Here is a 22,834-nt window from a genome sequence, read left to right as displayed (position 1 = left end):
CGCCACCCCGGGGCCCTCCCCGGTCAGGTGCGCAGCACCACCAGCCCGTCCTGCCCGCCGGCCGTCCGCAGGCTGCCCGGGACCAGCGGGGCGTAGGTGCGCGGGAGCGCCAGGCCCGGGGCTCCGTCGCCCTGCGGGGCGTCGAAGAGGTACGCCGCCTCCGAGGCGCTGTCGCTGACCAGGTGCGGCCCCTCCGCCCCGCCGGTGGCCCGTGTGAGCGGGGTCCGGAAGACCCTGCGCAGCTGGCGCAGGGTCTCCGCCGTGACCGGCACGGGCATCGGCTGCGGTTCCGGCTCCGGCCGGAGCTCCGGACCGTCGGACCCGGTGTCCTCCGCCTCCTCCTCCGCGCCGCCCGCACCCTCCGTGCCGTCCGGCGGGATCGCCCCCGCCAGCAGCAGCGCCAGGAGCACCGGAACCGCCTTCAGCCGGAGCGCCTCGGTGGCCCGGCCCAGCCGGTGCGCGTGCCCGCCGGGCAGCGACAGGGCGAGGCTGCCCGCCGCGTCGCCGAGCGCCAGGGGGACCGCCGCGCACACCACGCCGGGGGCGTACTCGCGCAGGTCGAAGACGGGGCCCCCCGGGGCCACCGCGTCGAGCGCGCTGAACAGGGCCCGGCTGTCGGTGATGGTCCGCTCGGTGAGCCGGGCGGGCCGGTGCCGGGCCACGTGGTCGGCGCGGCCGTCGTGGTCGAGCTGGCTCAGCAGGCACTTGCCCACCGCACTGGCGTGCGCGGCGTCCCGGAAGTCCACCCACTCCCGTACCGGCGGGGCGCCGGGCCCGTCCGCCATCTGGGTGATCCGGACCTCCCCCTCCGCGTACCGGCTCAGGTACACGGCCGCGCCAGCGCTGTCCCGCGCCAGGGCCAGCGTGCGCTGCAACTGGCCCGCCAGGCCCCGGCCGCCCGGGGCCGCGAGCCGGTCGAGGGCCGGCCCCGGGGCGTAGACCCCGACGCCGGAGCGGTACGCGTACTGCTCCTCGCAGAGCATCGACAGCAGCGGCCCGAGCTCCGCCTCGGCCAGGCCGGCCTCCCGCCCGAGCCGCCCGGCCCGTACGCCGAGCGGCCGCCGCTGCAGGACCCGTACGACGGCCAGGGCGCGCCGGGCGGCCGCCAGGGCCTCGCCCCCGCCGGGCTGGACCACGGTCCCGCGGGCCGCGGCCGTCAGCGCGGGGTGGCGCAGCGGGCCCGAACCCAGCCGGCCCGCCCCCGGCCGGGGCGGCCGCGCCGGGGCGCCCGGAGCGGCCGGCGGCCGGAACGCGTCCAGCGCCCGGGACACCCCGGGCCTCGGCAGCGGCACCGGGCCCAGGTCGGGGTCGTCGAGCTGGTCGACGTAGCGCAGGACGTGCGCCTGCGCGCACAGCCGTACCTCGCGCAGCTCCCGGCGCCCGCTCGGCCGGAAGCGCCGCTGGCCCAGCTCCCGGGCCCAGACCCGGGCGTCGTGGTGCTCGCCGCGCCGGGAGTGGTCGAGGAAGAGGCAGTACGCGGCGTGCGCGGTCCGGCTGCGCCCGGACCCGGCGGCGAACTGCCACCAGAACCGGGCCCCTTCGCGCAGTCCGGCCAGGTGCAGCAGACAGCCGAAGATCACGGCGCCGGGCAGGTCGGCGTGGCCGCCGCTCTCGAAGGCGTCGAGCCGCTCCCGGGCCCCCGTGGCGCACACGGAGGCCAGACAGGCGGCCTTGAGGTCGCGTCCGGCCCGCTCGGAGTCCAGCGGCAGGTCGCGCAGGGGGTCGCTCCAGCCCAGCGTGCGGCGCCGGGCGTGGGTTCCGCCGCGCTTGGGGGCCGGAGCGGGGAGCGGCTTCGACCCGGCGGCGGTGGAGTCGGCGCCGCGCCGCAGCAGCCGGGCCTCCGCCGCGCCCAGGTCGTAGTGCGGATAGCGGTCGCGCACGCTCGCCCGGGCCAGGAACTGCTCCAGGGAGCGCGGGAGTCCGCCGTCCTCGCGACGGATTCCGCGGCTCGTGTTGCGGTTCATGACTCGGCCGAGGTGTCGAGCAGGCGGGCGAGCCGCCGCTGGGCCTGGCCGAGCTGCGAGCGGACCGTGGCCTCGTCCACACCCATGATCGCGGCGGCTTCGCCGGGGGTGCACTGGAGCCCGTACCGCAGGAGCACGGCGTCGCGCTGCCGTTCGGCGAGCCGGGAGACGGCGGAGTAGAAGCGGATGGTGTCGGTGAGCACCTCGTACTGGTCGGCCCCCGCGCGGGCCTCCTTGAGCGCTGCCTCGAAGGCACTGGTGTCCATCGGCTCCGGCCAGGGGCTGCGGCGGAACTGGCGGTCGATCAGCCGCTGTTTGAGGACGGTCCACGCGTAGGCGTCGAGCCGGTCCATGTGCAGCATCCGCAGCCATTCGCACATGATCGAGTCGAAGGCGGCGTCGACCGCTTCCTCGGCCGCCGCGTCCGAGCCCAGTTGCAGGTACGCGAACCGCATGTAGGCCGGGCGCCGGTCGGCGTGGAAGGCCCAGTACGACAGGCGCGCCGTCGCGTTCCACTGGCTCATGGGCGCCGGCCGCCGTCGCCGGCTCGGCAGACCCACGGCCCCGCCACCGGACTCCTCCGGAAGACCGCTGCCATCGCTCACCGCTCCACCCCATCCCGTGTGCGGGGCAAGGAAATCAGCGCGGGCGCACTCGGAGGGCGCAGAGACGAAAGCTGGAAGAATTACGTTCGGTGATGATCACGTGTTGATCGATGTCGATCGCACGCGCGCCCAACCAGTGCAAACGCATATGCCGTTCTCCTGTGCGTCCGTTTCGCGCCCGGCCGGAGAGCACGGCGTGTGACCATCCCAAGATTCACTCGTTTGTCGGAGAGTGGGCACAACACAGCGATTCGGCTCCACCGCCGTGGAGCAGGCCGAGGCCGTCCTCGTCGAGCACTACCCCCAACTGGTACGGCTCGCCTACGTGACGCTCCCGGTCACGCTCGGCCGCCATACCCGGGTCCTCCTCGCGCACAAGGCGGTCCAACGGGCCCTCCCGCGCGGCGGGCTCGGCAGTGCACAGGCGGCCCCGGCCGGTCCCGACGGGCCGGGCGGGCCCCTGGCCCAGGTGCGCGTACGGGTCCTGCGCGCGAGCCTCGCTCCGTCCGGCCGGGCCCGGCTCGCCGCGGCCGGGCTCGGGTGGCCGCCCGTGCTGCCCTTCGTCTGGGGGCTGCGGCTGTGGCCCCCGGCGGGCGGGATCGACGAGCCGGCCCGGGTGCTGGGTGCGGCGCCGGGGCCGGTCCGGGCGGCGTTCGTCCTGCACGGCATGGACGGACTGCCCGAGGAGGCGGTGGCCCGGCTCCTCGGTGCGGCGGGGGTCGCCGACCCGGCGGACGCCGTGCGGGAGGCGCTGGCCGCTTGGAGGGAGTGGGTGGGCGGAGCCTCCGGACCCCTGGGGGCGGGCACCGGGCCGTGGACGGGGGTGTCGGCCGTTGCCGGCCCGGGCCGTGGCTCCGGCCCCGGCCCCGGTTTCGGCCTGGGCTCCGGCTCCGGTGCCGGATCCGGAGCCCGAGCGGGGGAGGCCGGTGGGGAAACGCTCCTGCGGGGGGCGGGCGACGTCGCGTTCGATGCCGCCGTGGTCAGTGCCCGCCCCACCGACCTGCTGCGCCGGCGGCGCCGTACCCGGGCGGGCTGGACCGCCGCGGTCGCGCTGGCCCTGGCAGCCGGGATCCTCGCGGCCGACGGGTCGGCGCCCCGCCCCGACGCGTCGCCGCTCGCCGGACCGGCCGCCGCCGGGGCGCTGGACCCCGACCGGCTGGTCCGTGTGCCCGCCGAGGCCTGGGCGGACACCGCCCGCGTCGACTTCACCGCCTGGCCCGCGCGCGGCGCCCGCACCGCAGACCGGGGCCTGCTCGCCCGCGCCCTGGCGGCCTGGTCCGCCCGGCCCCGGGAGGTGGCGGTGACGGCCGCGCCGGGGACGGCCACCGACGCTCCGCTGCGCGCGCCGCAGCTGCTGTACGCGGGGGACGTCGCCGGGCGGGCCGTCGTGCTGCTGCTCGACGGGGACCGGGTGGTCCGCTACGGCGAATCGGCGGACGCCACCGCCGGGCCGCGCGGCCGGGAGCTCGACTTCGCCCGTACCGACGAGGCGAACGTGACCACCGCCGCCGCACTGACCCTGAGCCGCTCCCCGGAGAAGGGGAGCGGGAACGGGAACGGGAACGGGAACGGGAACGACAGTACGGACGGGGGCCGGGCCCGGTACCTGCTCGCGCCGTGGATCGCCCGGGCCGGCACCCGCGACCTGCTCCGGACGGGGGAGGGGACCAAACCCCTGGCCGTCTCCGCCGACGGGGTCACCGAGGAGACCGCGGTGCCCCGTACGGGCGACGCCGGCGGAGCCTGCGCGGCGTGGCCCGTGCTGGAGCTGACCTCCTCCGCCCGCATCGTGGAGAAGCACGCCTTCGTCCTCGCCGACCTGGGCGCGCTGACCCCCGTACACCTGACCTACACGCCGCTGCCCGACGGTCCGGGCGCGGTGGCGGCACGCCAGCCGCGCGAGGCCACCGGCCCGGCCGCGCGGGCGGCGTGGGCGCCGGTCGCCTGCCGGCTGCGGGAGTACCGCGCCGGCGGGGTACGGGCCGTCAACATCTGGGACTTCGCCGGCTCCGAACTCCCCGACGGCGCGGGCCGGGCCGTCTGGACCTGCACCCGGGCCTCCGGCTGGGCCGGCCCGGGTGACGTCCTGGTCCAGCTGCGCCTGCCCGCCGGGGCTCCGCAGGACGTGGCGCGGTCCCGCGGGACCGCGGCGTGCGGACGGTTCGGACAGCACCTGCTCGCGGGCGCCAGGTGGAGGTCGCCGGCCGGCCGCTGGTACCTGCTGGCGGCCGGCAGCCGCGAGGTCGCGGGCATCACGGCGGACGGCGCCGTCCGAGCGGAGGCCGCCGGCCGGACCCTGGCCGTCCCCGTCGCCGGTCCGCAGGGCCGCGCGGCCACCCTGACGGGCAGACTCGCGAGCGGGGTCCGGATCACCGCGATCGACGGCGCCCGGGGCGGCCGCGACTGACCGTCCGCCGGAGCATCGTCCGCGGCTGTCGCGGGCGGTGTCCCAAGGGCGGGGACGGCGGTTCGGGGGCTGCCCGGCCCGCTGTACCATGGCCGCAGCGCGAGGGCCGTGACGGAGTGGTCACAGTCCTCGCTTTTGCTTTGCACCTCCGCGGTGCTTTGCACCCCAGTCCACCCCGAAGAAATGCGGGGCGTGGCGTTTCGGCGGTTCGATACGATGAACCGCACGTCACGTCGTACCGGCATATATGAAATGGAGCATCCGAGGATGGCTCGACACCTGATCACCAGCGCGCTTCCCTATATCAACGGGATCAAGCACCTGGGCAACATGGTCGGGTCGATGCTTCCGGCGGATGTGTACTCCCGGTACCTCCGCCAGCGCGGCCACGACGTCCTCTACATCTGCGCCACCGACGAGCACGGCACCCCCGCCGAGCTCGCCGCGAAGGCGGCCGGTCTCTCGGTCGCCGAGTTCTGCGCGCAGGCCCACGACGCCCAGAAGGCGGTCTACGACGGCTTCGAGCTGTCCTTCGACTACTTCGGCCGCAGCTCCTCGGCGGAGAACCGCGAGATCACCCAGCACTTCGCGCGCCAGCTGGAGAAGAACGGCTTCATCGAGGAGCGCGCGATCCGGCAGGTCTACTCGCCGGTCGACGGCCGCTTCCTGCCGGACCGCTACGTAGAGGGCACCTGCCCGCACTGCGGCTACGACAAGGCCCGCGGCGACCAGTGCGAGAACTGCACCCGCGTCCTGGACCCCACGGACCTGATCGAGCCCCGCTCGGCCATCTCCGGCTCCACCGAGCTGGAGGTCCGCGAGACCAAGCACCTCTTCCTCCTCCAGTCCAAGCTCCAGCACGAGGTCGAGGCCTGGGTCGCGGAGCACGAGGAGGAGTGGCCGCAGCTCGCGTCCTCCATCGCCCGCAAGTGGCTGACCGAGGGCCTCCACGACCGCGCCATCACGCGCGACCTCGACTGGGGCGTCCCGGTCCCGGCCGACACGTGGCCCGAGCTGGCCGCCGACGGCAAGGTGTTCTACGTCTGGTTCGACGCCCCGATCGAGTACATCGCCTCCACCAAGGAGTGGTCGGACGCCGACCCGGCGAACCGCGACTACAAGTCCTGGTGGTACGAGGCCGAGGACGTCCGCTACACCCAGTTCATGGCCAAGGACAACGTCCCGTTCCACACGGTGATGTTCCCCGCCACCGAGCTCGGCACCCGCGAGCCCTGGAAGAAGGTCGACTACGTCAAGGCCTTCAACTGGCTGACGTACTACGGCGGCAAGTTCTCCACCTCGCAGAAGCGCGGCGTCTTCACCGACCAGGCGCTGGAGATCCTCCCGGCCGACTTCTGGCGGTACTTCCTCATCGCCAACGCCCCCGAGTCCGACGACTCCTCGTTCACGTGGGAGCACTTCGCCGCCACGGTGAACAAGGACCTCGGCGGCACGCTGGGCAACTTCGTCAACCGCGTCCTGACCTTCTCCCGCAAGAAGTTCGGCGACGAGGTCCCGGCCGGAAGCCCCGCGGGCGAGGCCGAGGCCAAGCTGGGCGCGCAGATCGCCGAACTGCTGGCCGAGTACGAGGGCCACATGGACGCACTCCAGTACCGCAAGGCCGCGGCCGCGCTGCGCGCCCTGTGGTCCGCCGGCAACGCCTACCTCGACGAGAAGGCCCCCTGGACGGAGGTCAAGACCGACCTGGAGGGCGCTGCGCTCACCCTGCGCACCGCGATGAACCTCATCCACCTCTACGCGGTGGTCTCCGAGCCGTTCATCCCGGCCTCCGCGCGCGCCATGCGCTCCGCGTTCGACCTCGCCGACGACACGGCCACCTGGGTCACCCCGGAGCAGGCCGCGTCCCTCGACGCGGTGCCGGCGGGCACCCCGTTCACGGTTCCGGCGGTGCTCTTCCCGAGGGTCACCGAGGACGACCTGGAGTCCTACCGCGAGCGCTTCGGCGGCAACCCCGAGGCCTGAGCCGGAGGGGCCCTCCGGGCGCCAGGGCACCAGGGCCCTTGGGCGCCTGGGCACCAACCTACGCAGGGGTGCGATCCATTGGGATCGCGCCCCTGCGCGCGTTCCTCACGGCCGTACGCCGCCGAACGCCCGCGGGTTGAAGCGGGTCAGCGCGTGCTCCGCGCGCAGGGATTCCAGCCGCCGCAGCGCGTCCGCACCGTAGAACCCCTCCAGCAGCTCGGCGTCGAGCTCGTGGGAGCCGTACAGGTACGGGCGCCCCTTGGCCTCCGCGCAGGCCGCCAGCAGCTCGCGCAGCACCCGGCGGGTCTCGGCCACGGCGTGGTAGTCGGACTTCTCGATGGTGGTGAACACGCCGATCCCGTACTGGACGGGTGTGTCGAGCGACGGGGCGAAGACGAAGGGCGTCGCCGCTTCGGGGCGCACGATGACCAGGAAGTACAGACTGATCAGGTGGTCCGCGAACGGGGACTCGCGGGTCAGTTCCTCCAGGGTCTTCGCGATCCCCTCGAAGCCCGCCTCGTCGAAGACGTAGTCGGCCCAGAGGTTCACGTGGGACGCGTCCTGGAGGACGGGCAGCAGGTGCTGGTCGACCTCCTGGTGCAGCAGCAGGGAGTAGTCGGGGGCGGGCAGCACGGTGCCCGGCTCGCCGGCCTCCACGGCTTCCGCGACCTCCGCCGCGAGGGCGATCTGCGAATACCAGGAGTCTCGGTCGTACATGCCGAAATAGCCGGAAACCGCGGGATCGGCGGCGACGCCCTTCATGAATTCCGCGAGATCGGACATTCCCGTGTGCGGAATCCTGGAGACGGGAGTGACCGCCCGGTACGGGACGGTGTGGAGCACGGCGTTCCTGATGAAACCGACTTGTCCCAGGCCGCCCAGGGCGAATCGGAACAGCTCGGAATTCTCCTCGCGGGAGCACGTGCGTGAGCGTCCCGTTCCGTCGACGAGTTCGATCTCCGCCACCTGGTCGATCTGAAGTCCCGACCGCAGGGAACCGTGCCCGAAACCTCCGATGGACAGCGTTCCGCCCACCGTGAGATTCAGGTAGCTGGGCAGGACGGGGTTGGCCCGGCCGTGCCCGTTCAGCCATTTCTCCAGCGCCAGCCAGGTGATTCCGCTCGGTACTTCCACGAGGTGCCCCTCGCCCGTGAAGCGGGGCTCCGCGTCGTCGCGGGAATTGTCCAGCACGGTCCCGGTCGTGAGCGTCTGGGTATTGCACGAGCGGCCGGCTCCCCGTACGGCCGTGTCCTTCCCGGACGCGGCCGCCTCGGCCATGAGGTCGCCGATCTCTCCGTCCGCGCCCTCCCGGACCACCCTTTCGGGGGTGAGGGAGAGGGACCGCCCGAAATCCGTGCCGAATGTGCTCATCGTGTGCCACCTTTCCCGGAAATCGTTCCGGGTCGCGCCGCATGGGTGCCTGTCGAATGGGCAGGCAGGTTGCCGGAGTTGAAGAAGTCAGGGGAGGTTAACCGGCTCCGGCCCCGCTCCGGAAGGCCGCAGGACGCGCGCGGGCCGTCCGCCCTAGGGATGCTCCATGCGGGCTCTATCCGCCCCTGTCAGGCTTCGGGGAAAGGCTGACCGCAGTGCGACTGACGGGCGGAGGTAAACTGCTTTGCTTACACGCAGTGGAGAAAAGGACAGGTCGGAAATCCGGCAGGACTTCATCTCGGATTACGACGGGCTCGCCGACGAGTGGTGGGATCCCAGGGGGGCGCTCGCACCACTGAGCTGGATCGCCCGGGCCCGCGCGGAATTCGTTCCCTTCGCGCGGAACGAGCGGGCCGCCCTGCTCGACATCGCCTGTGGCGGGGGGCTGTTCGGCCCGCACGCGGCGGCCAAGGGCTACCGGGTCGTCGGCGTCGACCTGTCGGAGATGTCGCTCCGCGAGGCGCTGCGGCACGGGTTCGACGAGGTCGTCCGGGCCGATGTCGCCCGACTCCCCTTCGAGGACGAGTCGTTCGACGTGGTCACCGCCGGGCAGTGCCTGGAGCACGTACCCGATCCCTACGCCGTGGTGGCCGAGGCGTGCCGGGTGCTGCGTCCCGGAGGCACGCTGATCGTCGACACCATCGCCGATACCCGGATGGCCCGGCTCGTCTCCATCACCCTCGCCGAGAACCTCCCCCTCCCCGGCCGGCCGCCCCGCGGCACCCACGACCACCGGCTCTTCGTCAACCGGGAGCGACTGACCCGGGCCGCCCGGGAGAACGGAGTCGAGCTCGAACTGCTCGGCCTGCGCCCCCGGATGCGCGAGATGGCCCGCTTCGCGGCCGGCCGGATCGACGAAGTGACCATGGTGCGCACGAAGTCCACGTCCGTCCTCTACCTGGGCGTGGGATCCAAGAAATGACCCTTCAGCAACAGCCCGTGCGGCACGGTGCCGTGCGGAGCTGGGTGGCCGGCGCACGGCTCAAGACCCTGCCCGTCACCCTCGCCCCGCTCGCGGTGGGCCTGGCCGTCGCCACCGAGGCCGGGACCGTCGACCGCTGGCACGCCGCCCTGACGGCCGTGCTCGTCCTGGGCTTCGTCCTGGGGACCAACTTCTTCAACGACTACAGCGACGGGATCCGGGGCGTCGACGACCACCGGGCGGGCCCGGCCCGGCTGGTGGGCTCGGGACGGGCCACGCCCCGGCAGGTCTTCCGGCACGGACTGGTGCTGTACGCCGTGGGCGCCCTGGCCGGGCTGGTCCTGGCCGTGCTGGTCTCGTGGTGGGTGCTGGCGCTGACCGCGTCCCTCGCGCTCGGCGGCTGGTTCTACACCGGCGGGGCCCGGCCCTACGGCTACCGCGGGCTCGGCGAGGCCAGCATCTTCCTCTACCACGGCGTCGTCTTCGTGTGCGCCCCGGCCGCCGTCCAGCTCGGGCACGTGCCCCCGATCGCCCTCGGCGCGTCCGTACCCCTCGGCTTCCTCGCGGTCGCGCTGCTGACCACGAACAACCTCCGCGACATCCCGACCGACGCGGCCGCGGGGAAGATCACCCTCGCGGTACGGATGGGCGCCGGACCGACCCGGCGGTTCTACTCCCTCTGCGTCGCCGCGGCCTTCGTGTCCGCGCTGCTCCTCGCCTCGGCCCGTCCCGGTGCGTTCCTCGTCCTCGGCGCGGTCCCGTTCGCCGTCCTCCCGATGCGCCGGGTGCTGGGCGGAGCGGCCGGCCGCGAGCTGATTCCGGCGCTGGAGCACACCTGTCTGCTGCTGCTCGCGTTCGGGTCCCTGCAGGCGATCGGTCTGGCCCTGTGACGTCCACGAGGGGAACGATGACTCCCGACCACGAAGTCCTCGTCATCGGCGCGGGGTTCTCCGGCATCGGAGCCGCGCTCGGCCTGCGCCGGGCGGGCATCGACGACTTCGTCATCCTGGAGGAGCGGGACGACGTGGGCGGCAGCTGGTACGCCAACACGTACCCGGGCGTCGCCGTGGACATCTCCGCCTTCTCCTACTCCTTCGCCGCCGAACCCTTCGCGTCCTGGTCCCGGGTCTTCCCCCCGGGGGAGGAGCTCAAGGCGTACGCCGACCACTGCATCGACGCGTACGCCCTGCGGCCCCACCTGCGCTTCAACTCCCGGGTCAAGCGCGCCTCCTACAGCGAATCGGCGCACGTGTGGACGGTGGTCCTCGGGGACGGCACCGCGCTGACGGCCCGCTTCGTCATCTGCGCCACCGGGTGGCTCACCAAGCCCAAGACGCCCGCCATCGCCGGCCTCGACACGTTCAAGGGCGACCTCGTGCACACGGCGCAGTGGGACCGGTCCCTGGACCTGGACGGCAAGCGGGTGGGAGTCATCGGCACCGGGGCCTCCGCGGTCCAGATCGTCCCGGAGATCGCCGAGCGGACGGAGCGGCTGCACGTCTACCAGCGGACCCCCACCTGGCTGCTCCCGAAGCCGGACTTCGCGGTACCGGAGTCCGTCCGCCGGCTCTTCCGCAGGGTTCCCGCGACGCAGCGGACGATCCGGCTGCTCACCGACGTCGTGACCGAGCTCAGCTTCGTGATCGCCATGGTCCACTACCGGCGCTTCCCCTTCCTGGCGAAGGCCGGGGAGGCGGCGTCCAAGCTCTACCTGCGGCGTCAGGTCAAGGGCGACCGCACGCTGATGCGCAAGCTGACGCCCTCCTACCGGGTGGGCTGCAAGCGGCCGTCGCTGAGCAAGGGCTACTGGCGCACCTTCACCCGCGACCACGTCGAGCTCGTCACCGAGCCCATCGAGGAGATCACCCCGTCCGGCATCCGCACCGCGGACGGCGAGGAACAGGACCTCGACGTGCTGATCCTGGCCACCGGATTCCACGTGCTCGACAACCTGCCCCCGTTCCCGATGCGCGGCCAAGGGGGCCGCGACCTCAAGGAGTTCTGGAAGACCGAGCGGTTCCAGACGTACGAGGGCACGTCGATCAAGGGCTACCCGAACCTGTGGTTCATCGTCGGCCCCTATTCCTTCACCGGCGGGTCCTGGTTCGGAATGATCGATTACCAGGTGACCCACGCCCTGCGGGTGATCGGCGAAGCCCGGCGACGCCGGGCCACGGAAGCGGTCGTCCGCCCGGAGAAGCACGACCGGTCCTTCCGCAGGAACCTGCGCCGCATGCGCAACACGGTCTTCCTCGACCCGAGTTGCCGGGGCACCCACAGCTACTACCTCGACGAGCACGGGGACGCACCGGCCGTCCGCCCCGCCTCCACCTACGAAGCGGCCTGGCGGGCCCGCCACTTCGACCTGGACGACTACAGCTACGAACGATGATCCCGCGGCCGCCCGGCCGCAGGAGGAACCCATGCCTGGGAGGCAGTTGTGACGCGTTTGAGCGAGGTGCGCGGGAGGGACCGCGCACTGTGCGTCCTGTACGGGACGTCCGCCCTGATCGGTCTGATCATCATGGGGTGGATGGCCGTCGCGTTCGTCGTGCAGAACGCCGACGCCGGTGCGCTGGGGGTCGTGGAGAACTTCCTCCGTGACTCGACGACCAACCTCGCGACCCAGTTCGTGTACATGGACCTGGTGCTCACCTGGGCGGCCGTCGGCGCGTACATGATCGTGGAGAGCCGGCGGTTCGGCATCCGGCACGTGTGGGCGTACATCGTCGGGGCCCCGGCCATCGCCCTGATCGTGACCTACGGACTCTTCATGCTCGTCCGCCAGTTGAAGATCGCGGCCCTGCGCGAAGCCGAGGAGGCGCACGCCGGAGGCGAACGGGCCCTCGCGGTCGAAGAGTTCGCCGAGCCGTCCGCCCTGCGGCCGCTGTCGGCGACGGCCTCGCAATGAGCGACGGAATGGCCCGCAAAGTCGCCCTGGTGACCGGAGCGGCCGGCGGCATCGGTTCGGCCGTGGTCCGGCTGCTCGCCGAGCAGGGCACGGTGGTGGCCGCCGTGGACCTGGACAACGGGCAGCTCTGGGAAACGGTCGAGAAGCTCGCCGCCGAAGGCCTGCCCGTACGGGGCCACCCGGCCGACGTGACCTCGAGCGCCGACGTCGAAGCCGTGATCGACGCGGTGGAGGAGCAACTGGGGCCCATCGACTACCTGGTGAACGCCGCCGGCGTGCTCCGCCTCGGCGAGGTCACGGACCTCAGCGACCAGGAGTGGTACCTCACCTTCGCGGTCAACGCGAACGGGGTCTTCTTCGTGTCCCGCGCGGTGGTCAGCCGCATGGTGGCGCGCCGCAGGGGCTCGATCGTCACCGTCGCGTCGAACGCCGCGGGCACCGCCCGCTCGCACATGGCCGCCTACGCCGCGTCGAAGGCGGCGGCGATCGCCTTCACCAAGTGCATGGGCCTGGAGGTCGCCCGGTACGGCGTCCGCTGCAACGTGGTCACCCCCGGTTCGACGGACACCCACATGCTGCACGGCATGCACGCCGACGGCAGCGCGGTCACCGCCTCCGTGGCGGGAAACCCGGACGCCTACCGGACCGGCATACCGCTGGGGAAGGTGGCGAGCCCGGAGGACGTCGCCCACGCCATCCGCTTTCTGCTGTCGGACGAGGCCGGGCACATCACCCTGCAGGGCCTGACCGTCGACGGCGGGGCCACCCTCGGGGTGTAGCCGGGCGGCCCGCGCCCCTCCCCCCCCCCGCCCCGCCGTACACCCGCTCCGCCCCGGGCGCGGCCCCACGTCCACGCGCGCGCCCGGGTCCGCTCCGTCCACCGACCGCATCCCGAAAGGACCGACCACCGCATGGCAGGCCTCCCTTCCATCGATCCCTACCCGATGCCCCTGCCCGGTGAGTTCCCTCCCGCGGCGGTCGGCTGGCGGGTGGACCCGCGGCGCGCCGTGCTGCTCGTCCACGACATGCAGGAGTACTTCCTCCGGCCGTTCCCGCGCGGAACCTCCCCCCGGGACCCCCTGGTGAGCAACGCGACCCTGCTGCGCCGGCGCTGCGCCGAACTCGGCATCCCCGTCGCCTACACGGCGCAGCCCGGCGGGATGACCCCCGCCGAGCGCGGTCTGCTCGCGGACTTCTGGGGCCCCGGGATGCGCACCTCCCCGGAACACCGCCTCGTCGTCGCGGGCCTCGAACCGGCCCCGGACGACTGGGTGTTCACCAAATGGCGCTACAGCGCCTTCTTCAACTCCGGGCTGCTGGAACGGATGCGGACCGAAGGCCGCGACCAGCTCGTCATCTGCGGGGTCTACGCGCACGTGGGGGTTCTGATGACGGCGGTGGACGCCTTCACCCGCGACATCCAGCCGTTCCTCGTGGGCGACGCCGTCGCCGACTTCTCCGCCTCCTACCACCGGCTCGCGCTGGAGTACGCGGCCGAGCGGTGCGCGGCCGTCGTCACCACGGCCTCCGTGTGCGAGGCGCTGGCCGGCGCCGTACCGGCGGGGGACCGGCGGTGACCGGGACGGGCAGGCCCGCGGCCGGTACGGATGCCGCCATGGCCGGGCCGACCGCCGCCGCGGCCCCGGACCTCCTCGCCCGGGTCCTGGACGGCTCCGCGGGAGCCTTCGCCCTGTTGTACCGCCCGGAAACCACGGCCCCGGGCACCCTGGAAGTGCTGCTGGGCGACACGGCCGCCTGCGCCACCCTGGCGGACCTCCCGCTCACGGACCCCGGGACTCCCGCGGGGGATTCCGCGGCCCCGGCCGGCGGGGGCGAGGTGCTCGCCCTGGTGCCGTACCGGCAGATCACCGAGCGCGGGTTCGCCGCCCTCGACGACGGCGAGCCGCTCATCGCGCTGACCGTCACCGAACGGCAGGACCTCCCGCTCGCCGCGGCCCTGCGCCGGCTGCCCGACGACCCCGTCAAGGTCGAATCCGAGGAGTTCGACCTCTCGGACGAGGCGTACGCGGACATGGTGCGCCGGGTGGTCGCCGACGAGATCGGCACCGGCGAAGGCGCGAACTTCGTCATCAAGCGGACGTTCACGGCCCGGCTGCCGGACTGCTCGGTCGTCGGCGCCCTGTCCTTCTTCCGCCGCCTCCTCGAACGGGAGGAAGGAGCCTACTGGACCTTCCTCGTGCACACCGGCGACCGGATGCTCATCGGCGCCACCCCCGAGCGCCACATCAGCGTCCGGGGCGGCACCGCGGTCATGAACCCCATCAGCGGCACCTACTGCTACCCCCCGGGCGGCCCCACGCTCGACGGCGTCCTGTCCTTCCTGACGGACCGGAAGGAAGCCGACGAGCTGTACATGGTGGTCGACGAGGAGCTGAAGATGATGTCCCGGCTCTGCCGGTCCGGCGGGCGGCTCATCGGCCCGTACCTCAAGGAGATGACCCGGCTCGCGCACACCGAGTACCTCATCGAGGGCAGCACCGACCTGGACGTCCGCGACGTCCTCCGGGAGACCCTGTTCGCGCCCACGGTGACCGGTGCCCCACTGGAGAACGCCGCCCGGGTCATAAGCCGCCACGAGAGCACCGGACGCGGCTACTACAGCGGCGTCGCCGCGCTCATCGGGAGGGACCCCTCCGGCGCCCGGAGCCTCGACTCCGCCATCCTCATCCGGACGGCCGACATCGCCGTGGACGGCCGGCTGCGCATCGGCGTCGGCGCCACGCTGGTGCGCCACTCCGATCCCGAAGCCGAGGCGCGCGAGACCCGGGCCAAGGCCGCCGGGCTGCTCGCGGCCCTGGCGGGACCCGCCCCCAGCCGCTTCGCCGCCCATCCGGAGGTCCGTGCCGCGCTCGCCCTGCGCAACGAGAGCGTCGCCGGGTTCTGGCTGGACGACCCGGGCGGCAGGAACGGGGCCACTGCCGAACTGGCGGGGCGCCGGGTCCTGGTGGTGGACGCCGAGGACACCTTCACGGCGATGCTCGCCCAGCTGATCCGCTCCCTCGGCGCGGAGGTCACCGTACGGCGGTTCGACGAGCCGTACGACACCGCGGCGCACGACCTGGTGGTCCTGGGCCCCGGTCCGGGCGACCCCGGCGACCTCGCGCATCCGAAGATCGCCCACCTCAGGGCCGAGGTCTCCCGGCTGCTCGCGCGGGAGCAGCCCTTCCTCGGGGTGTGCCTGAGCCACCAGGTGCTGAGCGGGTTCCTCGGTCTCGGCCTGGTCCGCCGCGAGGCCCCGAACCAGGGGGTGCAGCGCGAGATCGACCTGCTGGGAGGGCGCGAACGGGTGGGCTTCTACAACACCTTCGCCGCCCGGGCCGAGGCCGACGTCCTCGATCATCCCGACCACGGCCGGGTGACGGTGAGCCGGGACCGCGACACCGGAGAGGTGCACGCCCTGGAGGGCCGCCACTTCGCCTCCGTACAGTTCCACGCGGAGTCCGTCCTGACCCGGGAAGGCCGGCGGATCCTCGGTGCGCTGCTCACCGGGGTGCTGCGCCCGTGAACGCGCATCCGAACCCGAACCCGACGGCCACGAGCGGGACCGCGACGCACGCACTCGTCGCCGGCGGGGGCATAGGCGGACTCGCCGCCGCCCTCTCCCTCGCACGGAGGGGACACCGGGTCACGGTCCTGGAGCGCGCGGACGCCTTCGCCGAGATCGGCGCGGGCATCCAGCTCGCCCCCAACGCCTTCCACGCCCTGGACCGGCTGGGCGTGGGCCGGGCGGTGCGCGAGCGGGCGGTGTTCGTCGCCGAACTCCGCTTCATGGACGGGGTCACCGGCGAGACCGTGGTCACGGCGCCCCTCACCGAGCGCTACCGCCGCAGGTTCGCGGGCCCCTACGCGGTGGTGCACCGCGCCGACCTCTACGAGCCGCTGCTCTCCGCGTGCCGCGCGGCCGACGGCATCGAGCTGGTGACCGGCGCCGCCGTGCGCTCGTACGCCCAGCAGCCGTCCGGAGTCGCCGTGTCCACGGCCGACGGCCGGACCTTCACCGGCGATCTGCTGGTCGGAGCCGACGGCATCCGCTCGGCCGTCCGCGCCCAGCTCGTCGGCGACGGAGCCCCCCGGGTCTGCGGGCACACCATCTACCGCTCGGTGATACCGATCGGGAAGGTTCCCGAGGAACTGCGGTGGAACGCCGTGACGCTGTGGGCCGGCCCCCGATGGCACTTCGTCCACTACGTCATCGGGGGCGGGAAGTACCTCAACCTCGCCGCGACCCTGGACGACGGCGCCCGCGAGCCCGTGGCGGGACGGCCCGCCCCCCGGGACCTCGTCCACGAGCGCTTCCGGGAACTGCGCGGTCCGGCCCGCCGGCTCCTCCACCTGGGCGAGGAATGGCGCGAGTGGGTGCTCTGCGACCGCGATCCCGTGGACGTCTGGACCGACGGGCGGGTGACCCTGCTGGGCGACGCGGCCCACCCGATGCTCCAGTACGCCGCCCAGGGCGCGTGCCAGAGCCTGGAGGACGCCGTGGTGCTGGGAGAGCTCCTCGGCGACGCCACCGCCGGCGACGTGCCCGCGCGCCTGGAGAAGTACAACGCCGAACGCCGCGAACGCACCGCACGTACCCAGCTCCTGGCCAGGGAGATGGGAGAACGGCTCTACCACCCCGCCGGCGAGGCCGCCCGCGCGCGCAACGCGATGCTGCGGTCCCAGAGCGAGGACGACCTGTACGCGCACATGGCCTGGCTGCACGGCGCCCGGCCCTTCTGGGAGGAGACAGCATGAACCGTCTGGACGTGAAGCCGAGGATCCGCGGCGCCGTCGACGTGCTCGGCCTGCTGGAGCGGGGGCGCACCCTGTCCGCGCCCGTGCTGCGCAAGGCCGTCGAACGGCTGGCAGCGCCCATGGACACCATCGCCGCCTACCACTTCGGCTGGATCGACGCCGCGGGCAACCCGTCGGACGGAGACGGCGGCAAAGCCCTCCGGTCCGCCCTCGCCCTGATCTCCGCCGAAGCCGCCGGCGCCCCGCCCGAAGCGGGAGTGACCGGGGCGGTCGCGGTCGAGCTCGTGCACAACTTCTCGCTGCTGCACGACGACTTCATGGACGGCGACGAGCAGCGCCGCCACCGCGACACGGTCTGGAAGGTGCACGGCCCGGCCCAGGCGATCCTGGTCGGGGACGCGCTGTTGGCGCTGGCCGGTGAGGTGCTGCTGGAGCTGGGCACCGTCGACGCGACCCGCGCCACCCGCCGGCTGAACACCGCGACCCGCAAGCTGATCGACGGGCAGGCCCAGGACATGTCCTTCGAGCAGCGCGACCGGGCGACCGTGGCCGAATGCCTGGAGATGGAGGGCAACAAGACGGGCGCGCTGCTCGCCTGCGCCATCTCCATAGGCGCCGTGCTCGGCGGCGCCGACGACGCGACCGCCGACGCCCTGGAGCGCTACGGGTACCACCTCGGCCTCGCCTTCCAGGCCGTCGACGACCTGCTCGGCATCTGGGGCACCCCGGAGCAGACCGGCAAGCAGGCGTGGAGCGATCTCAAGCAGCGCAAGAAGTCGCTGCCGGTGTGCGCGGCGCTCGAAGCCGGCGGACCGGCCGCGGAGCGCCTCGCCGCGCTGCTCGCCGCCGACGCCGCGTACGCCGGGGCCGCCGGAGGCGCGCCGGACGAGGTCTTCGGCGAGGCGGAGTTCGCGCTCCGGGCCGCCCTGATCGAGGAGGCCGGGGGCCGCGCTTGGACCGCCGCCGAGGCGAGGCGGCAGTACGACGCCGCCCTCGCCGCCCTCGACGAGATCCACCTGCCCGAAGAGGTCCGCGAACAGCTCACCGCTCTGGCCGACTTCGTCGTCGTCCGGCGGCGCTGAGCCGTCACCGGCCCCGTCACATCGCGGCACCCAGGGCCAGGAACCCGCAGATCAGCACGAAGAGGATGCCGAGCAACGGCCAGACGAACCGCAGGTACTTGTCGTAGCCGACCTTGGCCAGCGCGACACCGCCGATGGTGACGGCGGTGGTGGGAACCCAGAGGTTCATCCAGCCGCTCGCCGACTGCCAGGCCGTCACCATCAGCGCGCGGGAGACGCCCGCGAAGTCGGCGAGCGGGGCCAGGATCGGCATGGTGAGCGTGGCGTGCCCGGAGGTGGAGGGGATCAGGAAGGCGAGCGGGAGGTTCACGAGGAAGACGATGATCGCGAAGATCCCGGACGAAGTCCCCTTCACCACGCCCTCGATGGAGTGCAGCACGGTGTCGGTGATCTGCGAGTTGTTCATGATGACCGTGACCCCGCGCGCCAGCATGATGACCAGGGCGGGCGAGATGAAGTCGGCGGCGCCCTGGATGATCGTGGAGCTGAGCTTGGCCTCGCCCATCCGGGCGACCAGGCCGATCAGCACGGCCGCACAGATGAACAGCGCCGCCAACTGGGCGAAGGACCAGTCCAGTTCCCAGGCGTACGGGGCCGCGTCCGCCTTACCGGTGAGCGCGCTCGACCAGGGCACCACCGAGAAGATCATGAAGGCGAAGACGAGGACCAGCAGGACCAGCACCGTCTTGTGCAGCCGGGTCAGCTCCGGTTCTGCGCCCTCGGGGTATTCGGCGCCGGTGGCCTTCTGCTCCCGGTCCCCGGGCAGGAACCCGCAGATCGACTTGGAGGGGTCCTTCTGGACCCGCCGCGCGTACCGGATCACGTAGAGCACGGTCACGGTGGTCAGCACGATCCACATGAGGAAGCGCAGCCCGATCCCGTCGCCGAGCGAGATGTCGGCCGCCGAGGAGGCCACGCCGGTCGCGAACGGGTTCACCGTCGAGCAGAGCACGCCGACGCCCGCGCCGAGGATGCTCGCGCCGACCGCGACCAGCCGGTCGTAGCCGAGGGCCAGCATCATCGGCACCAGCAGACCGTAGAAACCGAGGGTCTCCTCGGCGAAGCCCTCCACGGTGCCCAGGATCGAGAAGACCACCATCACGGCGGCGATCAGCAGCGCCCCGCGGTCGCGCAGCCGGTGGGCGAGGCGGGCGATGCCGCGGTCGAGGGCTCCGGTGGCGAACACGACGGTGATGAAGGCGCCGATCGCGAGCACGAAGAGGAACACGCCCGCGCTGCCGTACAGATCACCGCTGAAAGTGGGCCCGACCTCGCCGGTCTTGGGGTCCTGGAGGCCGTAGAGCCCGTTGACGGGGGAGAGGAACAGGTCGTTCAGGCGATCGGTGAAGCTCTGGGTGCCGTCGACCCGGTGGTAGGTGCCGGAGACGGGCGCGCCGCTGTCGTTGCGGTCGTACTGGCCGGCCGGGACGAGGAAGGCCAGCAGCCAGATCGCGACGGTGACGATGGCCAGGATGGTCAGGGCGCTGGGGAAGGAGAACTTCCGCCCGGGCGCCGGCTCCTCCGGCGGAGTCTGCACGGTCGGGATCTGGGGCGGGGCCGGGGGCGGAGGTGTCGTGGTCACTGCCGGCCTCCCGGGGACGACGGGGCTTGTCGCGCACGGAAGTCCGCCGCGTACTCCCGGACGAAGGCGGCCATCGCCACCACCGTGTTGCGCACCTCCGACAGCAGCACCCGCTCGTTCGGCGCGTGCAGGTTGCACATGCTGTCCTGCGCGCCGAACAGCAGCACCTCCGCGCCCGGAGCCGCCCTCGCGAGGCCGTTCACCAGCGGGATGGAGCCGCCCGTGGCCACGTACGAGGCCTCCGTGCCCCAGGCCTCCTTCAGCGCGGTCAGCGCCGCCCGGTACGCCGGCCCGCCCGTCCGCGCCTCGAAGCCGGGGCCGGTGTCGCCCGGGGTGACGGTGAGCGGGATGCCGAAGGGGCGCTGCGCGCGCAGGTGCTTCACGAGCGCGCCCCGGGCCTCCTTCGCGTCCTGGAGCGGATGGAAGCGCAGGTTCAGCTTGGCCCGCGCGTACGGGACCACGGCGGAGGCGGCGCCCGCCACGTCCGGGGCGTCCAGCCCGATGACGGTGACGGCGGGCCCGCTCCAGAGCCGCTCGCCGAGCGATCCGGTGCCGATCAGCGGCAGCCCGTCCCGTACGGAGGCCAGCCGGCGGAACTCCTCCTCGGTGTACGTCGCTCCCTCCCAGGGATCGCGGCGCAGCCCGGGCACCGCCACGTCGCCGTGCTCGTCGTGCAGGGTGGCCAGCGCCCGGAGCAGGACCAGCAGGGCGTCGGGAGCGGCTCCGCCGAACTCCCCGCTGTGCCGAGCCTCCGCGAGGGTGCGCACCTCCACCATGACCTCGCAGGCCCCGCGCAGACCGGTGGTCAGGGTCGGGGTGCCGGGCCGCAGGTTGCCGAGGTCGGCGATGACCATCGCGTCGCAGGCGAACCGCTCCGGATCGGTGGGCGGATAGTCGTCGAAGGGGCTGCCGTACTCCTCCTGTCCCTCGATCACCAGCTTGATCCCGACGGGCGGCCGGCCGCCGTAGACCCGGAGCATGCCCAGGTGCGCGATCACGTTCGACTTGTCGTCGGCGATGCCGCGCGCCCGCAGGGCGCCGGGGACGCCGGGGACGGGGGTGGGTTCGAAGGGCGGGGAGAGCCAGAGGGTCGGATTGCCGGCGGGCTGGACGTCGTAGTGCCCGTACAGCAGGACGGTCGGGGCGTCCGGGTGCGGGGGCGGGATCTCCCCGTAGACGACCGGGGCGGTGTCCGCGAGGTCGATCCGCTCGATGGTGGGGACGCCTGCCTCGCGCAGCAGGGAGACGAGCAGGTCGTGCGCCTCCTCGACGGGCTCCGGAGGGTAGCCGGGGAAGGCGACCGAGGGGATCGACGCGAGCCGTTCCAAGTCGGCCCGCAGGCCGTCCATCAGGGCGTCGACCTGTGCTTCGAGGGTCTGCGAGCCGTCCGCGTCCACCTGCCACCGTCCCTGTGCTCTCCGGGGCCACCCCGCTGAGCTGCGGGATCGGGTTCTCCGATCATCGGCGGGGAGAGCGGGCCGCGCCGTGACGGAGTGGTCCGGACGGGTGAAGCCCGGCCGCGGGCGCGGGGGCGCGCGAGGGCGCGCCGGGGTGGTGAGCGGGGGCATGCCTGCCGGTGCGGGAACGGTGCGGGAACGGTGCGGGAACGGTGCGGGACCGGGACGGGCCGGGGGCCGGCCGGACCCGCCGTGGCCCGAAGTGGGCTGCCGAGGGCCGATCTTGACCTGTCTGCCGCGTATCGAAGCACCGCCGTGATCGTTTCTTCAGGCGTAGTCCTCATCCCTGCTGCGGAATCGGGAGAACGCGCGGTGACCGCTTGGCAGTACTTCGCCGGGGCCGGCCTGGTGGCGGCGCTCTGCCCGCTGCACGGTCACGTGGCGGTCGCCGGAGACGGCCACGGGCGCGGCGCCCGGGTCGACCTGTGTGTTCCCGCCGGGTCGCGGCCGAGGCCGTCCGTGCCGCCGCTGCTCCTGCCGCCCTCGGCTCCGGCCGTCCGGCCGACCGCCCGTGTGCTGCTGCCCGGCCCGGCCGCGCCGACGGTGCGCCACCCGGGGCGGGGGCCGCTCGCCCCCGCGCCGGCCGGCGTGGCGGCGGAGCCCGGCCCGGGGCCCGGGCCGACGGCGCAGGCAAGGCCTTCGGCGGCGCAGCCGCGGGCGGCCGCGGTGGAGGAGGCCGGGGTCGCGCAGGCCGCTCCGGGCGGAGCGGTGGCCCCGCACCGGGGCGCAGCGGGGGCCGGGGCGGCGGGGCGCTTCCACGTGCGCCCGTACCACTCCGCGGCCCTGGCGCGGCGCGGCCCGGACGGCATGTCCACCCTGATGCTCATGGTCGTCGTCACGACCCCGGCGGTCCTCGCCGCCGTCGCGCTGCGGCCCCGTTCCAGGAGCCGCGGCTAGCCGCGCCGCGCCCCACGTTCAGTCCGCTCATCTCGACCTACGGAGAACCCTCGTGTCCGAATGGCTGGTCCTGGCCATCGCCATGGCGCTCGTCTGCGCCCTCGTCCTCGCCTTCACCGCGATCCGGCACCGCCGGGTCGCCGACGACGAGGACACCAGCGAAACCCCCGACGTCCTCGAGTACATGGTGATGATGGTCGGCGTGGTCTACGCGATCGTGCTCGGCCTGGCCATCGCGGGCGTCTGGGAGGCGCGCGGCGCCGCCGAGGACAGCGTGCGCCGCGAGGCCCAGTCCCTGTACGAGGTCACCCAGCGGGCCGACGTCTACCCGGCCGCCGTGCGCGACCGGATCCGCGGCGAGGTCGACGCGTACGTGTCCCACACCGTCAGTGTGGACTGGCCGCGGCTGACCTCCGGGGCCCCGGTGTCCGCGGAGGGCGGCGAACTGCTCGGCAAGCTGCGCAGCGACGTCACCCACCAGAGCCCGGGCAACGAGCTGCAGGCCCAGGCCTACCAGCCGCTGCTGGACCACATCGCGGCCGCCGACGACGCCCGCCACGAGCGGACGCAGAGCGACGAGTCCACCCTGCCGGGGGTGGTCTGGCTGGGGCTGGTCGCGGGCGGACTGGTCACCGTCGGGCTGATCTTCACCCTGCAGATCCGGCGTTCGGGGCGGGAGCTGCTGCTGGCGGGGCTGTTCAGCGCGCTGATCGTGTTCCTGCTGTTCATGGTGTGGAGCTTCGACGCGCCCTTCGGCCGGGACGGGATCGACTCGGCGGCGCCGTTCCAGGACCTGTTCCCGTCGCTGGCCCTGGCCGCCGGGAGCTGATCGGCA

General features: G+C 73.3%; 17 protein-coding genes and 1 pseudogene. 13 read left to right on the top strand and 5 right to left on the bottom strand.

Features of this window, described 5'->3' with window-relative positions:
- Positions 1-389: 389 nt before the first annotated feature.
- Together ACE1OC_RS07945 and ACE1OC_RS07940 are read right to left on the bottom strand one after the other, a co-directional pair.
- A pseudogene (locus ACE1OC_RS07945) lies at positions 390-1,136 on the bottom strand (IclR family transcriptional regulator domain-containing protein); the annotation flags it as partial.
- A gap of 824 nt (positions 1,137-1,960) precedes the next feature.
- A complete protein-coding gene (locus tag ACE1OC_RS07940) occupies positions 1,961-2,488 on the bottom strand; it encodes an RNA polymerase sigma factor (RefSeq protein WP_407836398.1) in 528 nt (175 codons plus the stop codon).
- Between the two features lie 313 nt (positions 2,489-2,801).
- Between ACE1OC_RS07940 and ACE1OC_RS07935 the strand changes: the two genes are divergently transcribed.
- Together ACE1OC_RS07935 and metG are read left to right on the top strand one after the other, a co-directional pair.
- Positions 2,802-4,976 carry a hypothetical protein gene (locus ACE1OC_RS07935; protein ID WP_407836397.1) on the top strand — a complete coding sequence of 725 codons (2,175 nt, stop codon included), beginning with the start codon at positions 2,802-2,804 and terminating at the stop codon, positions 4,974-4,976.
- Between the two features lie 267 nt (positions 4,977-5,243).
- Complete coding sequence (metG, locus tag ACE1OC_RS07930) at positions 5,244-6,959, top strand: methionine--tRNA ligase (RefSeq protein ID WP_407836396.1); 1,716 nt, start codon at positions 5,244-5,246, stop codon at positions 6,957-6,959.
- Between the two features lie 105 nt (positions 6,960-7,064).
- Here the strand turns inward: metG and ACE1OC_RS07925 are convergent, their stop codons facing one another.
- Positions 7,065-8,330, bottom strand: coding sequence for an FAD-binding protein (locus tag ACE1OC_RS07925; RefSeq protein ID WP_407836395.1), 1,266 nt, complete (start codon positions 8,328-8,330; stop codon positions 7,065-7,067).
- Positions 8,331-8,574: 244 nt separating this feature from the next.
- Here ACE1OC_RS07925 and ubiG point away from each other — a divergent pair, with 244 nt between their 5' ends.
- The 9 genes from ubiG (at position 8,575) to ACE1OC_RS07880 (ending at position 18,063) form a co-directional block, all read left to right on the top strand.
- Entirely contained in the window at positions 8,575-9,312 is a 738-nt protein-coding gene (ubiG, locus tag ACE1OC_RS07920) for a bifunctional 2-polyprenyl-6-hydroxyphenol methylase/3-demethylubiquinol 3-O-methyltransferase UbiG (protein WP_407836394.1), read from the top strand.
- Complete coding sequence (locus ACE1OC_RS07915) at positions 9,309-10,202, top strand: 1,4-dihydroxy-2-naphthoate polyprenyltransferase (RefSeq protein WP_407836393.1); 894 nt, start codon at positions 9,309-9,311, stop codon at positions 10,200-10,202. Before ubiG ends, ACE1OC_RS07915 begins: the two co-directional genes overlap by 4 nt.
- A 17-nt stretch (positions 10,203-10,219) precedes the next feature.
- The gene (locus ACE1OC_RS07910) at positions 10,220-11,704 is read left to right on the top strand and encodes a flavin-containing monooxygenase (protein WP_407836392.1); all 1,485 of its coding nucleotides are present in this window, start codon (positions 10,220-10,222) and stop codon (positions 11,702-11,704) included.
- A gap of 48 nt (positions 11,705-11,752) precedes the next feature.
- Positions 11,753-12,223: a DUF2834 domain-containing protein gene (locus tag ACE1OC_RS07905; protein ID WP_407836391.1), complete on the top strand. Its 471-nt coding sequence runs from the start codon at positions 11,753-11,755 to the stop codon at positions 12,221-12,223.
- Between the two features lie 8 nt (positions 12,224-12,231).
- Positions 12,232-13,002, top strand: coding sequence for a 2,3-dihydro-2,3-dihydroxybenzoate dehydrogenase (locus ACE1OC_RS07900; RefSeq protein WP_407836390.1), 771 nt, complete (start codon positions 12,232-12,234; stop codon positions 13,000-13,002).
- Positions 13,003-13,134: 132 nt separating this feature from the next.
- Positions 13,135-13,800, top strand: coding sequence for an isochorismatase family protein (locus ACE1OC_RS07895; protein ID WP_407836389.1), 666 nt, complete (start codon positions 13,135-13,137; stop codon positions 13,798-13,800).
- A gap of 38 nt (positions 13,801-13,838) precedes the next feature.
- A complete protein-coding gene (locus ACE1OC_RS07890; protein WP_407836388.1) occupies positions 13,839-15,749 on the top strand; it encodes an anthranilate synthase family protein in 1,911 nt (636 codons plus the stop codon).
- Positions 15,746-16,981, top strand: a complete 1,236-nt coding sequence (locus ACE1OC_RS07885) for a 3-hydroxybenzoate 6-monooxygenase (protein ID WP_407836387.1) — start codon at positions 15,746-15,748, stop codon at positions 16,979-16,981. Before ACE1OC_RS07890 ends, ACE1OC_RS07885 begins: the two co-directional genes overlap by 4 nt.
- Positions 16,978-18,063, top strand: coding sequence for a polyprenyl synthetase family protein (locus ACE1OC_RS07880; RefSeq protein ID WP_407836386.1), 1,086 nt, complete (start codon positions 16,978-16,980; stop codon positions 18,061-18,063). The genes ACE1OC_RS07885 and ACE1OC_RS07880 overlap by 4 nt, the downstream gene beginning before the upstream one ends.
- A gap of 16 nt (positions 18,064-18,079) precedes the next feature.
- On the opposite strand, the gene ACE1OC_RS07875 is transcribed toward ACE1OC_RS07880, so the two are convergent.
- Positions 18,080-19,645, bottom strand: coding sequence for a YfcC family protein (locus ACE1OC_RS07875; protein WP_407836385.1), 1,566 nt, complete (start codon positions 19,643-19,645; stop codon positions 18,080-18,082).
- A complete protein-coding gene (locus ACE1OC_RS07870; RefSeq protein WP_407841504.1) occupies positions 19,642-20,994 on the bottom strand; it encodes a M20/M25/M40 family metallo-hydrolase in 1,353 nt (450 codons plus the stop codon). The genes ACE1OC_RS07875 and ACE1OC_RS07870 overlap by 4 nt, the downstream gene beginning before the upstream one ends.
- Positions 20,995-21,414: 420 nt before the next feature.
- Between ACE1OC_RS07870 and ACE1OC_RS07865 the strand changes: the two genes are divergently transcribed.
- Both ACE1OC_RS07865 and ACE1OC_RS07860 read left to right on the top strand, forming a co-directional pair.
- The gene (locus tag ACE1OC_RS07865) at positions 21,415-21,999 is read left to right on the top strand and encodes a hypothetical protein (RefSeq protein ID WP_407836384.1); all 585 of its coding nucleotides are present in this window, start codon (positions 21,415-21,417) and stop codon (positions 21,997-21,999) included.
- A gap of 52 nt (positions 22,000-22,051) precedes the next feature.
- Entirely contained in the window at positions 22,052-22,828 is a 777-nt protein-coding gene (locus ACE1OC_RS07860; RefSeq protein WP_407836383.1) for a hypothetical protein, read from the top strand.
- The last annotated feature ends 6 nt before the right edge of the window (positions 22,829-22,834 follow it).

This window comes from Streptomyces stoeckheimensis (genome assembly GCF_045822005.1).
Taxonomy (GTDB): domain Bacteria; phylum Actinomycetota; class Actinomycetes; order Streptomycetales; family Streptomycetaceae; genus Streptomyces; species Streptomyces stoeckheimensis.
The sequence above is the reverse complement of the archived record's forward strand: the minus strand, read 5'-3'. Positions and strand labels throughout refer to the sequence as shown.

What these genes read in the sequence shown, in the direction of transcription:
- ACE1OC_RS07940 (WP_407836398.1), bottom strand. Translation starts at nt 2,488, where the DNA reads ATGAGCCAGTGGAACGCGACGGCGCGCCTGTCGTACTGGGCCTTCCAC.
- ACE1OC_RS07915 (WP_407836393.1), top strand. Translation starts at nt 9,309, where the DNA reads ATGACCCTTCAGCAACAGCCCGTGCGGCACGGTGCCGTGCGGAGCTGG.
- ACE1OC_RS07895 (WP_407836389.1), top strand. Translation starts at nt 13,135, where the DNA reads ATGGCAGGCCTCCCTTCCATCGATCCCTACCCGATGCCCCTGCCCGGT.
- ACE1OC_RS07910 (WP_407836392.1), top strand. Translation starts at nt 10,220, where the DNA reads ATGACTCCCGACCACGAAGTCCTCGTCATCGGCGCGGGGTTCTCCGGC.
- ACE1OC_RS07890 (WP_407836388.1), top strand. Translation starts at nt 13,839, where the DNA reads ATGGCCGGGCCGACCGCCGCCGCGGCCCCGGACCTCCTCGCCCGGGTC.
- ACE1OC_RS07925 (WP_407836395.1), bottom strand. Translation starts at nt 8,330, where the DNA reads ATGAGCACATTCGGCACGGATTTCGGGCGGTCCCTCTCCCTCACCCCC.
- ACE1OC_RS07870 (WP_407841504.1), bottom strand. Translation starts at nt 20,994, where the DNA reads ATGGACGGCCTGCGGGCCGACTTGGAACGGCTCGCGTCGATCCCCTCG.
- metG (WP_407836396.1), top strand. Translation starts at nt 5,244, where the DNA reads ATGGCTCGACACCTGATCACCAGCGCGCTTCCCTATATCAACGGGATC.
- ACE1OC_RS07880 (WP_407836386.1), top strand. Translation starts at nt 16,978, where the DNA reads ATGAACCGTCTGGACGTGAAGCCGAGGATCCGCGGCGCCGTCGACGTG.
- ACE1OC_RS07900 (WP_407836390.1), top strand. Translation starts at nt 12,232, where the DNA reads ATGGCCCGCAAAGTCGCCCTGGTGACCGGAGCGGCCGGCGGCATCGGT.